Origin of the sequence: Paenibacillus sp. FSL R7-0048, assembly GCF_038004505.1 — a bacterium.
Lineage (GTDB): Bacteria > Bacillota > Bacilli > Paenibacillales > Paenibacillaceae > Paenibacillus_AQ > Paenibacillus_AQ odorifer.
Genome location: NZ_JBBORF010000001.1, coordinates 5,387,080 through 5,404,746, shown reverse-complemented (window position 1 = coordinate 5,404,746; position 17,667 = coordinate 5,387,080). Strand labels below are relative to the sequence as shown.

Genomic DNA, 17,667 nt, shown 5'->3' with positions numbered 1-17,667 from the left:
GTCTCTTAACTATAGGGCAAAACCTACGAAAAAGGTACTATCTTACTTATAAATGAAAGTCATTCAGTATATTTGAAATATGCAGGCAGGATTGTGAAAGTAAGTTCCTGTTTTCGAAATGGACAGCAAGAGGAGGTTCTACCTAAGATGGAAGAATGCTGCCACTATGAGAAGAGGCAGTATCGAGAAGGAGAGTGAGGACATGAGGATGTCAAAAAAATGGACTATGTTGCTATTGGTGGGTATGATGACGTTTACTGGAGTCACAACCGGGGAGCTGCCTAAAGCTAAGGCGGCTGCTGAGGAGGATTCGCAGCAAGTGAAGCTGATGACCTTCAATATCCGCAACCGCTCGGGGACGGGAGATATCGCTTGGGTGAACCGCAAGCAGCGGGTAGTAAATGCAATTGAATCGTATGGCCCTGACGTTATTGGGATGCAGGAGGGCTATGAGAATCAAATTCACGATTTGCTTAATGGACTAAGCGCCTCTTATGCTTCGGTAGGCGTGTCACGCTACGGAAATACGACAGACGAGTACAACAACATTCTTTACCGGTCGGATAAATACCAGGCTGCGGAGTGGGGACAGTTCTGGCTCAGCGACACTCCGGATGTGCCGGGCAGCAAGAGTACTCACGAAACCAGCTATCCGCGGATCTGCACATGGGCCAAATTTCAGTCTCTGGACGATAGCCGGGCACAATTTTATTATTTCAATACCCATCTAGGACTGACCGATGAAGCACGAGCTCAGGGGGTAGGGCTGTTGCTTAACCGGATCGCCAAATACGTGACATCGCCTACAATTCCAGTTTTCCTGGGCGGAGATCTCAATATGGAAGAGACCAGCCCATCGTTCCAGCAACTTCAGAATTCAGATCTGAACGATACCTGGGCCGATTTGGGGCATAGTTACACCAATGACGGAACCTATAGCAATTTTGACGGCTCGGTGGATACAGGCCATATCGATTGGATCTTTCAACGGAATTCCACACGTCTCCAGTCAATTGAGATCAATCGTTATAACGAAAACGGATTGTATCCTTCCGATCACTATCCCGTTCAATTGACCGTAAATATTCCACTTACCGGAGACCCTTCCCCTGATCGAACAAGCTTTGGGACAGCAACATCGCAATATAGTGACAGTCCCGCCGGAGAGGAAGCGGCGAAGGCATTCGACAATGATAAGCGGACTAAATATTACACCCCCCATGGCTCGGCCTGGGTACAATTTCGGTTCGCAAACGGCAGCCGCTTTGCCATCAACCGCTACCGGTTGACCTCCGGTAACGATAACCCGCAGCTCCGCGATCCGAAGAACTGGACGGTTAAAGGCTCGAATGATGGTGTGAACTGGACTGTTCTCGATGGACAGTCAAATCAGAACTTTGAGCTGCGCTATCAAACTAGGGAATATGCTTTCTCCAATACCGCGGGCTATGAATATATTCGCTTCGAGTTTACGAGCGGCGGCGGCTCCGGCCTGCAGGTCTCGGAGATTGAGCTGTTCGACTATGTTAATACGGCACGTAATGTAAGCGCCACCGCAGATGGATTTGTATATGGCGAAGGGCCAGAGAAGGCAATTGACGGTACGGTAGCCGGGAACAGCAAGTGGGCTGCTACAGGAGCGGAGCCACATTATTTGCAGTTGGATCTTGGGGTCCGTCACAACATCACCCGATTTGTCGTCAAGCATTCCGCCGCCGGCGGAGAGGCGGCGGAACTGAATACCGCGGCTTTCCGTATTCAGGTGAGTGAAGATGGCACCAACTGGAACAGTATGGTAAATGTCACGGACAATAAAGCAAATGTGACGACACATAACGTGAACGTATTTGGCAGATATGCCCGACTCTATATTACAGACGCCGCAGCAAGAAGCGGTGATACTGCAGCCCGCATATATGAATTTGAAGTATACGGATTGAAGGAAGGAGCGGTATTTTACCAGCACGGAAGCTATGGCGGATATGCTGTAAGTTTGCCTAAAGGTCGGTATTCACTGGACCAACTCATCGAAGCGGGGATTCGCAATGACGACATTACCTCACTGAGAATTGTCGGGGGGGTGTCAGTGAAGCTCTATTGGAACGATAACTTTCAGGGGGATTCTCTGACTCTTACATCGGATCAGACGACGTTAAGTCCTTACGGTTGGAATGATAAGGCCTCTTCGATCGTTATCGAGTAGTGCCTTCAGATGAGTTTATCAGGATAGTGGAAGCTACTCGTTTAATATGGAGGTCTGATAACCGATTAGTTAAAGAAATGTCCGGTATTTGAAATAGCCAGCAGCCGGAATCTGGCCTAATGTTAGCGTCATAGCAAGCAATCAAACCACAATAACGTTAACGGGAGGATTTGAAATTGATGAAAAAGTTTCGTCGGCGAATGGGGGTTCTATCGGATATCCGCGCCAACAGCACATCCTATCTGCTGGTTTTGCCGGCAATGATCTACACGTTTATATTCGGGTATATGACCTATCCTTATATGCTGATCGCGTTTCAACGGTTCAATTACACGGAAGGAATCTTTCACAGCAAATGGGTGGGCTTTCAAAATTTCGAATTTTTCTTTCGCTCCAACAAGGCATTCACGGTAACCTTTAATACAATTTTCCTAAATATCCTGTTCATTTTCTTTGGCACACTGACAGCACTTGCTATTTCCTTGCTATTGAACGAGCTGCGGAAAAAGCTGTTTGTTAAGATTAGCCAGTCTGTTATGTTGTTTCCGAATTTTATCTCCTGGATCGTCATTAGCTACGTGATTTATGCGTTCTTTTCCATGGACATGGGGATTGTGAACCAACTGTTAAACAAGCTAGGGATAGCTTCCATCAACTGGTACACAAAACCCGGAGTCTGGCCAGTGATTTTGACCCTCATGCATGTCTGGAAGGGAGCGGGGATGAGTGCGGTGATTTACCTGGCCACCATTACAGGCATTGACGATACCTTGTATGAAGCGGCCGAAATCGATGGAGCCAACCGCTGGCAAATGTGCAGGCGAATCACAATTCCCCTGATGATGCCGACGGTTGTCATATTGACGCTACTCTCCATCGGAAAGATCATGTACGGCGACTTCGGGATGATATATGCCTTGGTCGGCGATAACGGAACCCTATACCAGACTACGGACATTATTGATACCTATGTGTTCCGTTCCCTGCGACAGATTGGTGATCCTTCCGAAGCGATGGCCGTCGGACTGTTCCAGTCGGTGGTTGGATTCATACTTGTCTTTGGCACCAACACGATTACACGAAAATTCTTCAAGGATGGTGCGCTTTACTAGAAAAATGTGTTGTTTTGAGTTAAACCTACCGAGGTATGCCCTGAGACCATGTTTTCAAAGTGAGTTTTTTACGATGTCTAATCAGGGTAGCTAAGCTCCAAAAATTTTAGGAGGAGTTAAAGTGAAAAAGGGTTCCATTAGCAACATGATTATGTATATCTGCGTTACCCTGTATTCGGCGATGTGTCTATTGCCCATGCTGCTGGTCCTGATGATTTCGATAACGGATGAAGATACAATTCTGAAGAACGGCTACAGCCTGTTTCCCAAAAAATTCTCTTTTTATGCTTATAAAGTAATTTTTACCGGCGGATCGCAGGTCCTGCACAGTTACATGATATCGATCTTCGTTACGCTCGTTGGAACGAGTCTGGCTATTCTGATTACTTCCATGGCCGGTTATACCTTGGCCAACAAGAGTGTGAAGTACCGCAATGCACTGTCACTTTATTTTTTTATTACGATGATCTTCTCCGCCGGAATTGTGCCCTGGTATTTAATGAACCGTTGGCTGGGGCTTACTGATAATATTCTTGCATTGATTATTCCATCATTACTTTTCAGCCCTTTCAATCTCTTTCTGGTGCGCAATTTCATGAATGGAGTGCCAGACTCGCTGCGAGAATCGGCAACGATAGATGGGGCAAACGATTTAACAATTGCTTTCCGGATCTATCTTCCGCTATGTACACCTGTGCTTGCAACAATAGCGCTGTTCTATGGGCTCGATTACTGGAACAACTGGTGGAACGCAATTATGTTGATTAATGACAGGAGTCTGTATCCGCTACAATTCTTGCTCCTGCAATTAAAATCTGAAATCAGCATGCTTAATGAGATGACGATGCTGGCTGGAGCAGGTGACGTCACTCTCCCAGCTGAATCTGTCAAGATGGCTACAGCAATTGTCACGATTGGACCCATCATTTTTCTCTATCCCTATTTACAGAAGTATTTTGTTAAAGGACTGGTTATAGGATCAGTTAAGGGTTGATATAATCCCTCTGGGGTTTATATACAAAATTATAAGGGAGTCGATTTTACATGAAAAAAAGTCTTTCTCTAGCGCTTGCAGCCATGCTTGCGGTTACCGCACTCACCGGATGCGGCAACAATAACTCCGGCAATACGGTGAATGAAGAGGGCAAAGGAAATGCTGCCGGCACACAGACAGCCGATGAAGAGAATAAGACAGTACCGGTCAAGATTAAATATGTTGTTCCAGGCACGGAACCGAGAGACTACAAGGAAGTCTATCAAAAAATTAATGAAAAGCTGGCTGCAGACGGAGTAGGAGTGGAAGTCGAGAAAATTTATATTCCGAGCGATGCCTGGGACCAGAAACTTAATCTTATGCTGTCCACCGGTGAGGATTTTGACCTGTTCCATATTATGCAGGACCGTACTCCGTTCTCCAGCTACTATAACCGAGGAGCATTAGCTGATATCAGCGGGGCAATTGAGAAATATGGGCAAAATTTGAAAAAAAATATTCCCGATGATATTTTCGACGGTGCTACAATCGATGGGAAATACTACACAGTTCCGTCCTATTGGGTGGAAATGGCGAGTGAAGGCGAGTTCAATATCCGCAGGGATATCCTCCGGGCAAATAATCTTGAGGAACCAACTACTCCGGATGAGCTTATCAGCACTTGGGAAACAGTGATGAAGAACTGGAAGGGCAGCAGCAAACCTTACTTCGCAACCAAGGCGGATTTCGATCCAGTTAGTCTGCACACCTCAATTCTACATCGCACCTACGAAACATTCCCGTTTACGGTCAAGGATAAATTTTTCTATGTAAATCAGAAGGGTGAGGTCAAGTCCTGGATTGAAACTGCAGAATTTAAGAAGGACGCCGAATTTATGCGCAAGTTGTACACTAAGGGGCTGACCAATCCGGACATTCTCGTCATGAAGCAGGAACAGGTTAAGGCTCAACTCGACAACGGCGACTGGTTCGTGAACCTCGGCACAGCGGGAAGTTTGAGCACTTTGCAGAAGAACAATCCTCAAGCTACAGTGGATGACGTCGGAGTCGTTTGGTTCAATCCGGAGAAAGTCTATCTCCGTCCGCTCACCTTCAAAAACGGTAATGCGGTTCCCGTGGGAAGTAAGCATCCTGAGGAAGCGGTCAAGTTTATGAATTGGATTCTGGACAGCCAGGAGAACTACGACCTAGTGCAATATGGAATCGAAGGAAAACATTACAATAAAGACGGCGACAAGGGCATGAAGGTTATTAATGATCCGAACAACAATAACAAGCCTGGTTACAGGGGCTCGGAATCACAGAATGGCAATGTAAACTTTATGCGGTTTGATTTAGAGAACAGCATTCCTGAAAATAATAAAGTGCTGTATGAAGCGAATCCAACTGCGGTAAACAGCATCGCTGCTAACTTTGTATTCGATCCGACCAATGTGCGGACAGAATACACTAATATTGTCTCGGAAGCCAGTGCGAGCATCACCCCAATCTACATGGGCGTGCAAGAGTTCGACAAGGACTTCCCCGCCGCACTCGACAAGATGAAGAAGGCAGGCTTGGATAAAGTCGTCGCCGAATATGTTCGCCAATTCAATGAATATCAAGCCAAACAAGGGAAATAAAAGAGAAAAGAAATGGAGTGAGTAGTTTGACTTTACTAGAGCAAAGAATTCAATTTGAGGTAACTAAACAAATTTATGATCGTGCAATCCTAAGCTTTCACGGGGTTGAGGGATTTGATGTATACAACATTACCATCCCCTTTGAACGTGATGGCAAACGCTATCTGTTCGGCCGGGTAGAGCGGCGCGATGAATGGGCACGGTCTTGGGTTCGCCTCTTTGAGGAGACTGGACAGGATGAATGGACTCTCGTACAGGGCAGTATGATTTATACGCTGGAAGACCCTTATGTCAGCCTGATCGGCAGCGAAATCGTCATGGGCGGCACTCATGTCCAGCGGGAAGGGGGGAAGGTGAAGACCTATTTCGGATATTTTCACAGGGGAACGGATCTTCATAATTTGTATTATTTCACTACAGGTCCCAATAAGATGAAGGATATCCGCCTGGTCGAATTGCAGGATGGCAGAATAGGAGTCTTCTCCCGTCCACGTGGAGCGGAGACTCTGGGTAAATATGGTAGCGAATCTATGATTGGCTTTACTGTGTTTGACGGCCTAGATCAGCTTACAGCCGAGACAATAGAGCAAGCTCCTTATATCCCGGGCATCTTTGGCGAAGGTGAGTGGGGCGGGGTCAATCAGGCATACTTACTGGACAGCGGAAAGATCGGTATTATCGGCCATAACTGTTACCGGGATGAGGATGCAAGCGGTGGCGAAGTGAAGGTCTATCTCAACATGGCATTCGTCTTCGACCCGGGAACCCGGAAAGCGGAAGACCTACATCTAATTGGTAGCCGTACCTGCTACCCTCCGGGGCCAGCCAAGACGCCCGCTCTGGTCGATTGCGCTTTCACCTCCGGCATTGTGATGCGACAAGACGGTAAAGTGGATCTGTACAGCGGAATCGGTGATTGCCAGGCAGGCCGAATTACGATTGATTACCCATTCGAAGGATATGGACAGATTGTATAAAGGGATGAAGTGATAATGACTGCCAATCCAGACGTGTGGCATATTGGCTATATGGATATTAGCCTCAGGATCGCCCTTGCTCTCCTGATCGGTGGACTCGTTGGACTGGAAAGAGAGCGGGGCCAGCATCACGCCGGATTCCGCACCCATATTCTGGTCTGCCTGGGCTCGGCGTTGATTACGCTCACCTCGATTTACGGCTTCAGCCAATTTGCTGGGGAACCTAATGTCCGGCTGGACCCGGCCCGGCTGGCGGCACAAATTATCAGCGGTATCGGCTTCCTTGGAGCCGGAACGATTCTGCGCACCGGAAATACGATTTCCGGATTGACGACAGCCGCGTCGCTCTGGGTAGTCGCCGCAATGGGTATTGCCATTGGCGCCGGCTTCTATTACGGGGCTATCCTCACCTTTGTTTCTGTGCTGGTCTGTCTGTTTGTGCTCCAGTGGGTGGAAAAGCGTATCCGTCCGTCCGGCAAGACGGCAGTGTATACGGTAACGGTGGCGAAGGAAGGCGATCCCGGGATCTTTTTGAACTTCTTCCGCGATGAGGGGATCAAGGTGAAGTCCTTCAAGATGGATATGCTGGAAGGCGGTGCAGTAAGAATGCATTTTGTCCTATCCAGCAAGCATTCGGATATGAAGCAGAAGATATCCACCATGTCTCTTAACCGTGACGCAGGAATACAGCAAATGGAGATCGGAATGTGAGGAATGAAGGAATGGAATATAAGCTGCTCGCACTGGATATGGACAAGACAGTACTGAACCGGAACCATGAGATATCCACAGAGAACCGTAAGTGGATTCACCGGGCGATTGAACAAGGGATTGCCGTAATGTTCGCTACGGGCCGGGAGGTGCAGAGTATTGCGCCTTATGTCGAACAGCTCGGCCTGCGTTCTCCGCTTGTTGCCGTCAACGGGAGTGAGGTGTGGCGGGCTCCAGGTAGCCTGCTGGTTCGCCATACGCTAGAGGATAACTAGGTTCAGGAGCTTTACGCGCTGGCGCTTGAGAGCAATTGCCGGTATTGGGCCTACACTGTAAATGAAGTATTCACTGCGCAGAATTGGCCCGGGCAGATCCTGCGACCCGAAGATGATCCATGGCTCAAAATCGGAATGCATTCCGACGATCCGGCTTGTCTGCAGGAGATTCACCAGATTTTGATGATACATCAAAACCGGGCTTGGTTAGAAGTTAGAATCAATCAACTTAAAAGGTAGGAACCCACAATAAACAGCGCATAAGATTAATTATGCGCTGTTTGTTGTGGTAGTTGCATTTTAATAAAGATCTAACTCATTCAAATTAATTGTCCAGCGATAAAAATATTCAAGCTTTCACGATACACACAGCCTTGTGGGTTCCTTGGCATTAGCTGCTCCCGTTCTTGCTGCTGATAATCGAACCACATTTGTGACGCTGCACATTAATGGAATTAACCCCAGCTAGAGAATTTTTGTTTCTTAATCAAGTGTAATCATAACTTTTTATTTAGCTAAACTTCGTTATTTTATTGAATTTTAAAATTTTAAGAAATTAACAAGTTGTTTATGATTTTATTACATCTGCCCCTGAATTCGACAACTTTCGCCAACTTATTTTGGTAAAATTAAAAGAAATAAAGAGAATAAAAGAGGAAGGAGTGGAAATTTGGAATCTAATTTAATGATAGAAGTTTTCCCAGCATCAGAAGGGGATTGCTTCCTTGTTACAGTTGATAAAAGTCACATTCTTATTGATGCTGGAATTAGCAGTACATATCATGATTTTCTGAAAATTCGTCTTCAAGAATTAGCCTTGAATAAGGAGGAGATAGAATTACTAATAGTGACCCATATAGATGAGGACCATATTGAAGGAATGGTTGAATTGTTTTCGGAAAATGTTAATTACAATTCTTCGAGAATCATCTTTATTAAGGAGGTATGGCACAATAGTTATAAACACTTACAATTCTCAAAGCAAAAAAAAATTGAAGACCGTGAACTAGAAATACTAAATGATATTATCTCGAAAGGGAAGAAATTAGCTGAGCAAATAAATAATGAATCTCAAGATATTAGTGCTAAACAGGGTTCTACACTAGCGGCATTATTGTTAAAGGGCGGATATCCCTGGAATCAAAAGTTTGGGGGAAAAGCGGTCAATTCTGATGACTTTTCTGAGCCTTTTCCATTTTCAAACTTCACTGTGACATTACTATCACCAAATACGAATAAACTTAATAGATTAGGAGGGAAATGGGAGAAAGAGCTCAGGAAAGAGAAGTATAACTTTATTTTTTCTGAAGACATTATTTTTGATGATGCATTCGAATTTAGCTTGCGTATGGAAAGCGAAAGTGAAGAAGATGAAATACACAAACCAATATCTGCCCAATATGTTTCATTTGACGACCTCATTTCCGAAAAGCCAAGAAAAGATACTTCTGTTACAAACGGATCGTCCATTGCGTTTATACTGGAGGCCGCGAATAAAAGAATGTTATTTTTAGGCGATTCTCATGCAGAAGTAGTAGTCGATCAATTAGAAAAAATGACTAAGGATGAGAATGGTCAAGTTCAGTTTGATTTAGTTAAAATATCACATCACGGAAGTTCTAAGAATACCACTACACGATTATTAGAACTTCTCAATTGCTCAACATACATCATATCAACTGATGGTAGCAAACACAGTCATCCGGATCTCAGTACCCTTGCAAAAATAGCTGGAAAATCAAGTGGAAAAGAAATATCAATTTATCTTAATTATAAAACGACTCATTCACAACAAATCCAAGAAATGATTGAAAAGAAAAATTTGAACTGTACGTTTGTATATCCAAAGGAAAATAATATTTTAAATATTAAATTATGATTGTGAAAGGGTATGTGTATAAATGTTGCACAGTGCAAAAGAGATCTCATCTTCTGTGTGTAGGCTCACTTGCGGACCAGAGGATTGTTTAGATAAGGGTACAGCCTTCTTAATTTCACCGAGTAAAGTCATAACCGCAACTCATAATATTAAAAATCATTTAAACGATGGTTCTATTGCCATTGTGTTAGAATTTTTAAATATAGGAAGTGAACGTAATGTAAGGAGAGCATTACCGGTAACGAGAGAAGTTACAGACGCTGTTGTAGTTCTTGAGTTAGATTCACCAGTAAATCACAGTCACTTAAGATTCTCAGATTTTGAGGTGGGAGCCGGCGACGATTATTCTACATTTGGCTATCCAACAGTGAAATGGTCAAGTGGTCAATGGGTAGGAAATAAAATATCAAGGGTTATTGGTGAAGAAGAGTTTAATTCCTATGATTGGAATATAGATTTGAGCCATCAAACTCCAATTTCGGATTTCTCGGGGTTATCTGGCGCACCTTTAATGGTTGATGGTAGATTGGTTGGAGTCTTTATAACTGAAGCGATGGAGAAAGGAAAAGCAATTTCACTTGGAGCTATTGGTGTCTCTAAATTTGAGAAAGTTCTTAGTGATAATCATATTGATATTCATGAGTACATAGACCCTTACTTCTACGAGCTTGAGGAAGATTATTATAAAGATTTCGTGTTTGTTGAAAAACTAGAAGCGGCGCAGATTTTTGAACATCAACTTTGTCAAACAGAATTCTTTCATGCAGAAATGTTAAGTAACGCTGTTAAAAGCAAATCAGTGAAAAGTGAAATTAAGGAATTAGCTCGTTTGCAGAATGACGTAAGGAGCTATTGGCACAGTAAACATCTTGGTTATAATGATGAAAATAACGGGGCTGTATTATTGTCAAGTGTATATGAAAAAATTGAGCTTATGGCAGATTCGGCTCTATTATCTAAAAATCTATCAGCTAGTTTATATGCCAAAAAGGGTATGTTACATCAATGGTCAGACAACTGTAAAATTGGCTGGGTTAAAAATTACGAGGAAAATTTAAGGCTATATAGGCTGCGGAAGGAGGAACAACAGAATGAATAAAGCTTCCGAAGTTAATTCTGAGCTTATCTTAAATGTAACACGAATTCTAGTATTGTTATCAAATTTTAACAATCAAAAAACTATAAAGACAACATTAGACAAAATTATGCTGTTTGATTTTTACATGAAATATCCTCGGGTGATGATTGACGATGAAAAATCTGAAGAAAAGATAAGTTACTACGACTACTATTCATATTATCATTGGAAACCAGACAGAGCAGAGTACCATATGTACCTAAGGTATCTAATGGCAAAACGATTAATTACAAGAAACATAGCAAGTAATGAATTTGTATATATTATTTCAAATAAAGGTATAGAGATCACCGAAAGTTTGAAATCAACACACTCTAATGATTTAAAATCTGTAGCTATGTATGTGAAAAAGTATGTTTCCAAGCTAAGCGATACTAAAATTGAAGAAGATATAATTTATAAAAGTATGTCTCGCTTAAAAAGATGAAATAAAGGGGCTAAATTAAAGTGGGGAAAATATACATTCAAAAGTTGACATTAAATGGGCGCAAAAAAAATTATTCAATTAATTTTAGAAGGGGATTAAATTACATCTCTGGCCCAACATCTACTGGAAAATCTTCTATAGTGGAATTAATAAATTATGCTTTGGGGTCCGAAGACCATAAAGATTACATAGAAATTGGAAACAGCTGTACTGATGTTGAACTGGAAATTACATTAGGAAATAAATTGTTTAAAATTGTTCGTCCGCTATTTGACTTTGACAGACCAGTAAAACTTTTCGAATATTTGGAAAGTGAAATGAAATATAGTAATGAGTTCAAATTACTACCTATTGACTCTCCCGCAAATGAAGATTCCTTATCTCGTTTTTTACTTGCTCAACTCGGCTTTATTGATATTAAGGTAGTCAATCAGAACTTTAGTTTTCGAGATATATTTAAGTTCTGTTATCTTAAACAAACAGAAATTGATAATGAAGATATAATGAAAGAAAAAAATTGGGGTCCGAGTATTAAAAGAAAACCAACCTTTGAAATTATTTTTAACATTTTCGATAGTATGTTATCAGAGATCAAAGCGAAAATCAAAGAACAAGGTGAAAAAATTTCAGACTTGGAAAAAAGAAGACAAGGTGTATTTGAATTTCTTAAGAATTTAAATATGTTGGATTTAGAGACATATAGGAAGAAGAAAAATGAACTTGAATTATATATTGCTGAATTACAAGGGGATATATATAGTTTGAAATCGAATAGAAAGCAACTTGGAATACCTGGAGCAGAAATAGAAGAATCTATTATAAAAAGACAGATTGAAATCAATAAACTTAAGAAAGATATTCTAGAACAAGCGCAATATATTGAAAAATTAACTTTGCTTAGAAATCAATATCGGAATGAAGTTGAGAAGATTGATTTTTTATTAGAAGGCTCCATTACACTGAATCGTTATAAATTTGAAGTATGCCCATCATGTTTAAATGAATTGGTGCCACATGAAGGTGGTTGTGAGTTGTGTGGTAGTATACTTCAGAATTTATCTGAAGAAGAACAAAGAGTGTATAAAAGTGAATCTAATCGACTGAAACTGCGTTTTAATAAACTGTCAACTTTTATTATTGATCAAAATGAGACTGTTAGAGACTTGGAATTTAAGAAAATTAACGAAGAGTCATTATTAGTAAATGAACAAAATACATTAAACCACTTGAGAATGGAATATATTAGCCCCTATATTGAAGAAATCGAAAAATTAAATATGCAGTTAGGTGAAAATAAAAATCAACTTAAAGAGTTAGAACAAACATTAAGAATTATCAATGAGTTTCATTTTATGCTACATAAGTTGCAAGGCGAGAATGCAATACTAAATGGACTGAAACAGCAAGTAAGGGATATAGAGTCAAGTAATATGGACAAAGACACAGTTATAAACAAAGTGAGTAGGGTCTATGAAGAAATTCTTAAGGCTTTTAATTTCCCTAAATTATCAAATGCCTATATCTCTGCAAAAGACTATTTGCCATATATCAGAGGAAAAAAATATAGTCAAATAGGTAGTCTAGGTTCTGTAACCATGTTAACAATGGCATATTATCTTAGTGTATTAATTGTTGGAACCGAAGAAAAGTTTAAACATCCAGGACTATTAATAATTGATACACCTCGAAAAAATTTAGGGGCAGATCCTAAAGATGAGGCAGTATTCAAAGATGAAAGAATCTATAATTCAATAATTCAGTTCTTTCTTAAATTGGATAAGGAAAAGAAACATCAGATTCAATTGATAGTAATCAATAATGGTTATCCCGATTTTTTGTCTGACGAATATATAGTAGCGAAATTTGATGGGGATGGTACCAAAGGTTTGCCTTATGGATTAATTGATGATGCTGAAAACGAGAACTGAATTTTTTGTATATCTGCCTGAAGGGTTTTTGTTGTTGATAGTGTTTTGAAGATATGGAGGAATTAATGCCGATATCGTTAATCTATGTAGGATTTATTTTTCCTTTACTTATGCTCCCATTTTTCATCCTAAATATTTATCACCCTAATAATTTTATTCGTCGATTATCAAAAATACTTATTACCTTATCGTTAATTGTGGCCATTATTGTTGTGCCATTATACGGGCTTCATCAATTGGGCATTAAGAGTCTTCTTATTCCAATTGTTCCTATTCTGAGCCGAGGAGTTACTTGGGGGTTAGAAAAAACAAATGTATTCAAAGTCAATCTCATAGTTATCGTAGATAAATTATTGAAATTATCATTCATATCTGTTGGTTTAGTTATGTTGGGTACAGCTTATAATCAACCATTAAAACCTGTTGTATTTACTATTATTGTAATAGCATTTATTCTTTTTGTTGATATTGGTAAATATATATTGATGGGATATTTATTTGGAATAGTGTTAGCAGTGTTTTTGATTTCTCAATCAACGGATGCGATGTTTACAGTTGTTTTCATTTATATAGTTGTTATGCTGTTACTACGATTTTTTGATAAAGTTTTTTCATTTAGCGAAAAAGTAAGAAATAGTTTAGAAAGTTCAGCAATGATTATTATTCTCTTGATCTCTTATCCACTAATTATTAATGGTGGGCTAAAACTTAATTTTGAAGATTTATTTGTTCAGTTGGCAGTATTTATTGGATTGTTATCTATTTATTTATGTACTACATATTTAATTGGGAAGGTAAAGTTTTCGATTTCCTTTCAACACTATATTCCATCTGGCACTTCTTTCTTGTTAGTATTCCTAATGCTAAAATTGATTGAAAACTTTAACATTGCTAATAGATTTGGTATTGTATTTTATTTGTTAATCTTTATTTTTCTCTTTTTAACATTTTTTAGAGTATTTTCTCCTCTTGCAAAAGATTTTTATTTTTCAAGTTTTATTAATTCAACTAATATATTAGAAGGATTGCAATTCTATTTTGGAAAGAAGTTTGGTCAAAATTTGTTCAACTTTTTATGTGGCAGTAGCCCAGAATTAATAAAACCTATTTTAGCGTATTTGATGCTTGTGGTGCATTTTATCGGTCTTATTATTATTTACCTTCAAATAATTCCTGAAGGTGGAAAGGTGGAATTATTAAAAAATGACTTTATGTTTTACACTCTCATGTCATTCGGTTCTATTTTAAGCTTTGTAACTTCAATTTCAAAAACTATTGAATTACAAAAGATTAATGAAGGAATGACTACTGATGAAGCAATGAAGAGTAGTGCTTCGATTACTCTTAATTATTTTTTTACACTGGTCCCCTTTATACTTATATTTTTCAAGGAATCAGAGGGTGTGGGTTTATTCGGAGTGGTTTTTGCGATCATATATATTTTTTTAATTATTGTTAATACTAGCTTTGCATTGTTTAGAGATTTCTTAAAACCAGAGTATAGTAAATTTGCATTGACAAGAAGTTATCTATCGATGGCAATTTTAATTTTACCTCATATTGCATTGATTGGAGCTTTCTTATATTACTTTGATGTAAATAACACTCTAAATAGTCTAAAACAAATAATTGGTATTTTTGTTTTGCTAAGTTTTCTGTCTATTATTATTGCCCGAGTAATGTCTTATGATAATATTTTGGGAAGTAAAAAATTAAAGAAACTATCTTTTCCTATTTTGGTTATTTTGATTATAACGATAAAGCCCATTACTATGATGAATGCTTACATATTTTTATTAATTGGTTTTAAATTGGATATAGCTATTAAACTCACTTTTTATTTTGAAGTCTCATTTTTTATGGATATGATTGCTCTTTTAGTTATACTATTAGTTCCTTCATCGAATGATAACTATAAAGGCAAATTATCAGATATCCTTCATAGTTGGAAAAGTCAGTTTTATGAGAAGAATTAAATTAACTATCTCTTGCTAGAGGCGATAAACTAATTATGAATATCGCCTGCGAAAAGGTCTTTGTCGCTTAATCATTCCTGAAACATTAAAGCCGCCTATATCATAAGTTCGGAGCTGTCTCATCACTTTTACAAAAAAAATTGGATAGCTTCTATGATCATATTTTCCAGGAACTTCATTGGGAAAAACCTATGGTACCTGGAAGAGAGCATACGCTGGATCGAACAACATCTATTCTCTAAAGGGAGTAGCCCAGGAGATACCTTTCAAGATCAATGTCTTGAAGTTACAATGCAATGGGATGCGAAGAAGCATGCATGTAGTAGACCATCGTGGATCCAAGCTTATCTTCTATAAATGGGTAAAAAGCTTTTTTGAATCTGTATCCTCTCTTTCATCGAGATTATGAAAAAGAGGATGATGAAGGAGCCAGCAGGAGGGAGACGGAGAATTGGGCATCGTAAATAAAGGAGAATACGGATTACTCTTATTTTTCCAGTATATGCACGTCTCCAAATTCGTCCTAGTGATTCTCGCCCCCATGTCTCAATAAATTATAGCCCTTTCATTCCTTCATCATATCTAACTAAGGGGTGAAGGTCAGTCTTTCTAACAGAACCGGTCCGAGCCCTTTTGCTTAATGCCTCCCTATACTCCTGTCCAAAGACAAAATAAAGAAGTAGACTATTCTTATCAAAATAAAATTATATTTTTTTTTTTGCAGAGAGTCGCTTTTGAGCGGCTCTTTTTCAAGGTGAAACCTTCCTTCATGTCGAAAATTGATACAGAAGGGAGGGGAAGAGAATGCTGATAAAAAAGAAAATGCAAGTTGAATTTTTTTCAGGAACAGGACTCAAAGAAGTGCAAGAAGAAGTTAATGAATTCCTGGCTAGTGTACCTGCTGAGGAAATAGCGGATGTAAAATTCACTTGTTCTCAAGAATCATGGGATGTGCTTGTTCTTTATACAAAGTAATTTTTTATTTTTCAGCGTCCGGTCATATGATCGGACTTTTTTTGCTGTCCATTTACAGGAATGGATGAAGGGGATGGAAAGTATACTGAAAATCTGGGCAGACAACATCAAGGCGGTCTATTAAGCCATTTCAGACAATAACGAGGTGGTGGTAAAGTTTCAGGAGATTATTGAAAATAGCGGCATGGATATGGAAGTTGCTATACATGTAACATATGAAGCAATGCGGCGCGCCGATGGTATTATATTTAGGACTACACCGCACTGACTAAAAAGATCAATGGCATGAATAACACACCGATCCACGGGAGATTAAAAATAATTGCATTGGTTCTTGTATGAACAAGTCAAACATGAGCAATTTGATGATATTGGTAAGATTGAAAAGTATTTGAATATTATTGCTTGTAATAAAAACTCTGGCTAATGATAAGCCTTGACTCCAATAATGAGATCGTCATATCCACGGACAATTAGGAAAGAATGCTCCTGCTCCAATTTGTTCAATTTGGCAGCGATAATGTCAAAGTTACGAAAACCACGTACTGCACATGCATCATATATATCGGTAACTGCGACCAACGCACCATGATCCTTAAAAGACTTTAAAGGAATTGTACGTATGATTTCTACAAGTTGTTGATTGCTTAAGCTTGTATTCAAGGTCTTCCTCCTTTCTATATTAGATAATCAATTCTCTTTCAAAGAAATGATACAACCTAAAGTTGGTTTGCTTTCTGTTCCACCAGTAATCTTTTTAATCGTAACCTTGAACCGCTTTCTCCGATCCAGAATAGGGGCCAAGATTGAAGCGTCATCAGCGTCGATATGCCCTATCTGCTCCTGCTTTACCCACACTTCTATGGCATCGGGAAATTTCTTGCTTGGCTTTCTCTTTAGCGTAATGTCCTGACCCGCGCTACACTTCCTTAAAATTTTTGACGGTTAACTTTGTTAGGGTTATCAAAGGTAACGCCAACAACACGGTATTCATGGTCCCATTCTCCTGTTGGGTCAGGAGAAGGTGCCGTAGAACCGAATAGCCATTTGAACATCTTGTTCCTCCTTTGAAAATCAGAGTAATCACATCATAATGTTCGACAGAGAAAGGCGGAAATCCTGTAAATTTAACGACGGTGTGAGCGTTAGTGAGGTACTTCTAAATGAAGACACAGTTGCTATAATAAATGAAAAATTATTGAATAAGTCTACAATAAGCACATAAGATACGCTAGGTATTGCAGGTGAAGTGAAAAAATGGGGTGGAAGCTTTGCTGAACGCCAATGCTCGCTGGTCCAGAGCAACTTTGTAATCTAGCAGCTTACTTCATACTGGCATGTAAGGCTGATGATGAGTCCTTTTAGGTAGAAATTCTTTCAAGCATCGGTCCTTATTCAGTCAATTGTGCAACTTTGGAGATGTTTCTAAAATTAGTTCTGTTGTTCCTCT

Annotated in this window: 16 protein-coding genes; 13 read left to right on the top strand and 3 right to left on the bottom strand. The window is 39.8% G+C overall.

The window, feature by feature from the left end; translation table 11 throughout:
- The first annotated feature begins 202 nt into the window (after window positions 1-202).
- From NSQ91_RS24035 to NSQ91_RS23975, 13 genes are all read left to right on the top strand, one after another.
- Complete coding sequence (locus tag NSQ91_RS24035; RefSeq protein WP_076305324.1) at window positions 203-2,203, top strand: discoidin domain-containing protein; 2,001 nt, start codon at window positions 203-205, stop codon at window positions 2,201-2,203.
- Between the two features lie 179 nt (window positions 2,204-2,382).
- Complete coding sequence (locus NSQ91_RS24030; RefSeq protein WP_076305323.1) at window positions 2,383-3,315, top strand: ABC transporter permease; 933 nt, start codon at window positions 2,383-2,385, stop codon at window positions 3,313-3,315.
- A 121-nt stretch (window positions 3,316-3,436) separates the two neighbouring features.
- Complete coding sequence (locus tag NSQ91_RS24025; RefSeq protein ID WP_256716621.1) at window positions 3,437-4,309, top strand: carbohydrate ABC transporter permease; 873 nt, start codon at window positions 3,437-3,439, stop codon at window positions 4,307-4,309.
- Window positions 4,310-4,359: 50 nt separating this feature from the next.
- On the top strand, window positions 4,360-5,931 hold the full coding sequence (locus NSQ91_RS24020) for an extracellular solute-binding protein (RefSeq protein WP_081391962.1): 1,572 nt from the start codon (window positions 4,360-4,362) through the stop codon (window positions 5,929-5,931).
- Window positions 5,932-5,948: 17 nt separating this feature from the next.
- Complete coding sequence (locus NSQ91_RS24015) at window positions 5,949-6,908, top strand: DUF1861 family protein (protein WP_256716620.1); 960 nt, start codon at window positions 5,949-5,951, stop codon at window positions 6,906-6,908.
- A 15-nt stretch (window positions 6,909-6,923) separates the two neighbouring features.
- Window positions 6,924-7,619 carry an MgtC/SapB family protein gene (locus NSQ91_RS24010; RefSeq protein WP_143763939.1) on the top strand — a complete coding sequence of 232 codons (696 nt, stop codon included), beginning with the start codon at window positions 6,924-6,926 and terminating at the stop codon, window positions 7,617-7,619.
- On the top strand, window positions 7,616-7,894 hold the full coding sequence (locus tag NSQ91_RS24005; RefSeq protein ID WP_076305321.1) for an HAD family hydrolase: 279 nt from the start codon (window positions 7,616-7,618) through the stop codon (window positions 7,892-7,894). The genes NSQ91_RS24010 and NSQ91_RS24005 overlap by 4 nt, the downstream gene beginning before the upstream one ends.
- Window positions 7,895-8,564: 670 nt before the next feature.
- The gene (gene avs1a, locus NSQ91_RS24000) at window positions 8,565-9,773 is read left to right on the top strand and encodes an AVAST type 1 anti-phage system MBL fold metallo-hydrolase Avs1a (RefSeq protein WP_076305320.1); all 1,209 of its coding nucleotides are present in this window, start codon (window positions 8,565-8,567) and stop codon (window positions 9,771-9,773) included.
- 22 nt (window positions 9,774-9,795) lie between these two features.
- Complete coding sequence (locus tag NSQ91_RS23995; protein ID WP_076305319.1) at window positions 9,796-10,872, top strand: trypsin-like serine peptidase; 1,077 nt, start codon at window positions 9,796-9,798, stop codon at window positions 10,870-10,872.
- Complete coding sequence (locus tag NSQ91_RS23990; protein ID WP_076305318.1) at window positions 10,865-11,338, top strand: ABC-three component system middle component 2; 474 nt, start codon at window positions 10,865-10,867, stop codon at window positions 11,336-11,338. The genes NSQ91_RS23995 and NSQ91_RS23990 overlap by 8 nt, the downstream gene beginning before the upstream one ends.
- Before the next feature lie 20 nt (window positions 11,339-11,358).
- Complete coding sequence (locus tag NSQ91_RS23985) at window positions 11,359-13,266, top strand: AAA family ATPase (RefSeq protein WP_076305317.1); 1,908 nt, start codon at window positions 11,359-11,361, stop codon at window positions 13,264-13,266.
- Between the two features lie 65 nt (window positions 13,267-13,331).
- Window positions 13,332-15,242 carry a hypothetical protein gene (locus tag NSQ91_RS23980; RefSeq protein WP_076305316.1) on the top strand — a complete coding sequence of 637 codons (1,911 nt, stop codon included), beginning with the start codon at window positions 13,332-13,334 and terminating at the stop codon, window positions 15,240-15,242.
- 804 nt (window positions 15,243-16,046) lie between these two features.
- Window positions 16,047-16,217, top strand: a complete 171-nt coding sequence (locus tag NSQ91_RS23975; protein ID WP_179088249.1) for a hypothetical protein — start codon at window positions 16,047-16,049, stop codon at window positions 16,215-16,217.
- A 423-nt stretch (window positions 16,218-16,640) separates the two neighbouring features.
- Here the strand turns inward: NSQ91_RS23975 and NSQ91_RS23970 are convergent, their stop codons facing one another.
- From NSQ91_RS23970 to NSQ91_RS23965, 3 genes are read right to left on the bottom strand one after another with little or no spacing between them, the layout of a single operon-like run.
- Entirely contained in the window at window positions 16,641-16,880 is a 240-nt protein-coding gene (locus tag NSQ91_RS23970) for a hypothetical protein (RefSeq protein WP_076305315.1), read from the bottom strand.
- 27 nt (window positions 16,881-16,907) lie between these two features.
- Complete coding sequence (locus NSQ91_RS32105) at window positions 16,908-17,153, bottom strand: HIRAN domain-containing protein (RefSeq protein WP_081391959.1); 246 nt, start codon at window positions 17,151-17,153, stop codon at window positions 16,908-16,910.
- On the bottom strand, window positions 17,147-17,272 hold the full coding sequence (locus tag NSQ91_RS23965) for a hypothetical protein (RefSeq protein WP_256716619.1): 126 nt from the start codon (window positions 17,270-17,272) through the stop codon (window positions 17,147-17,149). The genes NSQ91_RS32105 and NSQ91_RS23965 overlap by 7 nt, the downstream gene beginning before the upstream one ends.
- Window positions 17,273-17,667: the final 395 nt, after the last annotated feature.

What these genes read in the sequence shown, in the direction of transcription:
- NSQ91_RS23990 (WP_076305318.1), top strand. Translation starts at nt 10,865, where the DNA reads ATGAATAAAGCTTCCGAAGTTAATTCTGAGCTTATCTTAAATGTAACA.
- NSQ91_RS23965 (WP_256716619.1), bottom strand. Translation starts at nt 17,272, where the DNA reads ATGTTCAAATGGCTATTCGGTTCTACGGCACCTTCTCCTGACCCAACA.
- NSQ91_RS23980 (WP_076305316.1), top strand. Translation starts at nt 13,332, where the DNA reads ATGCCGATATCGTTAATCTATGTAGGATTTATTTTTCCTTTACTTATG.
- NSQ91_RS24010 (WP_143763939.1), top strand. Translation starts at nt 6,924, where the DNA reads ATGACTGCCAATCCAGACGTGTGGCATATTGGCTATATGGATATTAGC.
- NSQ91_RS24030 (WP_076305323.1), top strand. Translation starts at nt 2,383, where the DNA reads ATGAAAAAGTTTCGTCGGCGAATGGGGGTTCTATCGGATATCCGCGCC.
- NSQ91_RS24035 (WP_076305324.1), top strand. Translation starts at nt 203, where the DNA reads ATGAGGATGTCAAAAAAATGGACTATGTTGCTATTGGTGGGTATGATG.
- NSQ91_RS24020 (WP_081391962.1), top strand. Translation starts at nt 4,360, where the DNA reads ATGAAAAAAAGTCTTTCTCTAGCGCTTGCAGCCATGCTTGCGGTTACC.
- NSQ91_RS23975 (WP_179088249.1), top strand. Translation starts at nt 16,047, where the DNA reads ATGCTGATAAAAAAGAAAATGCAAGTTGAATTTTTTTCAGGAACAGGA.
- NSQ91_RS23995 (WP_076305319.1), top strand. Translation starts at nt 9,796, where the DNA reads ATGTTGCACAGTGCAAAAGAGATCTCATCTTCTGTGTGTAGGCTCACT.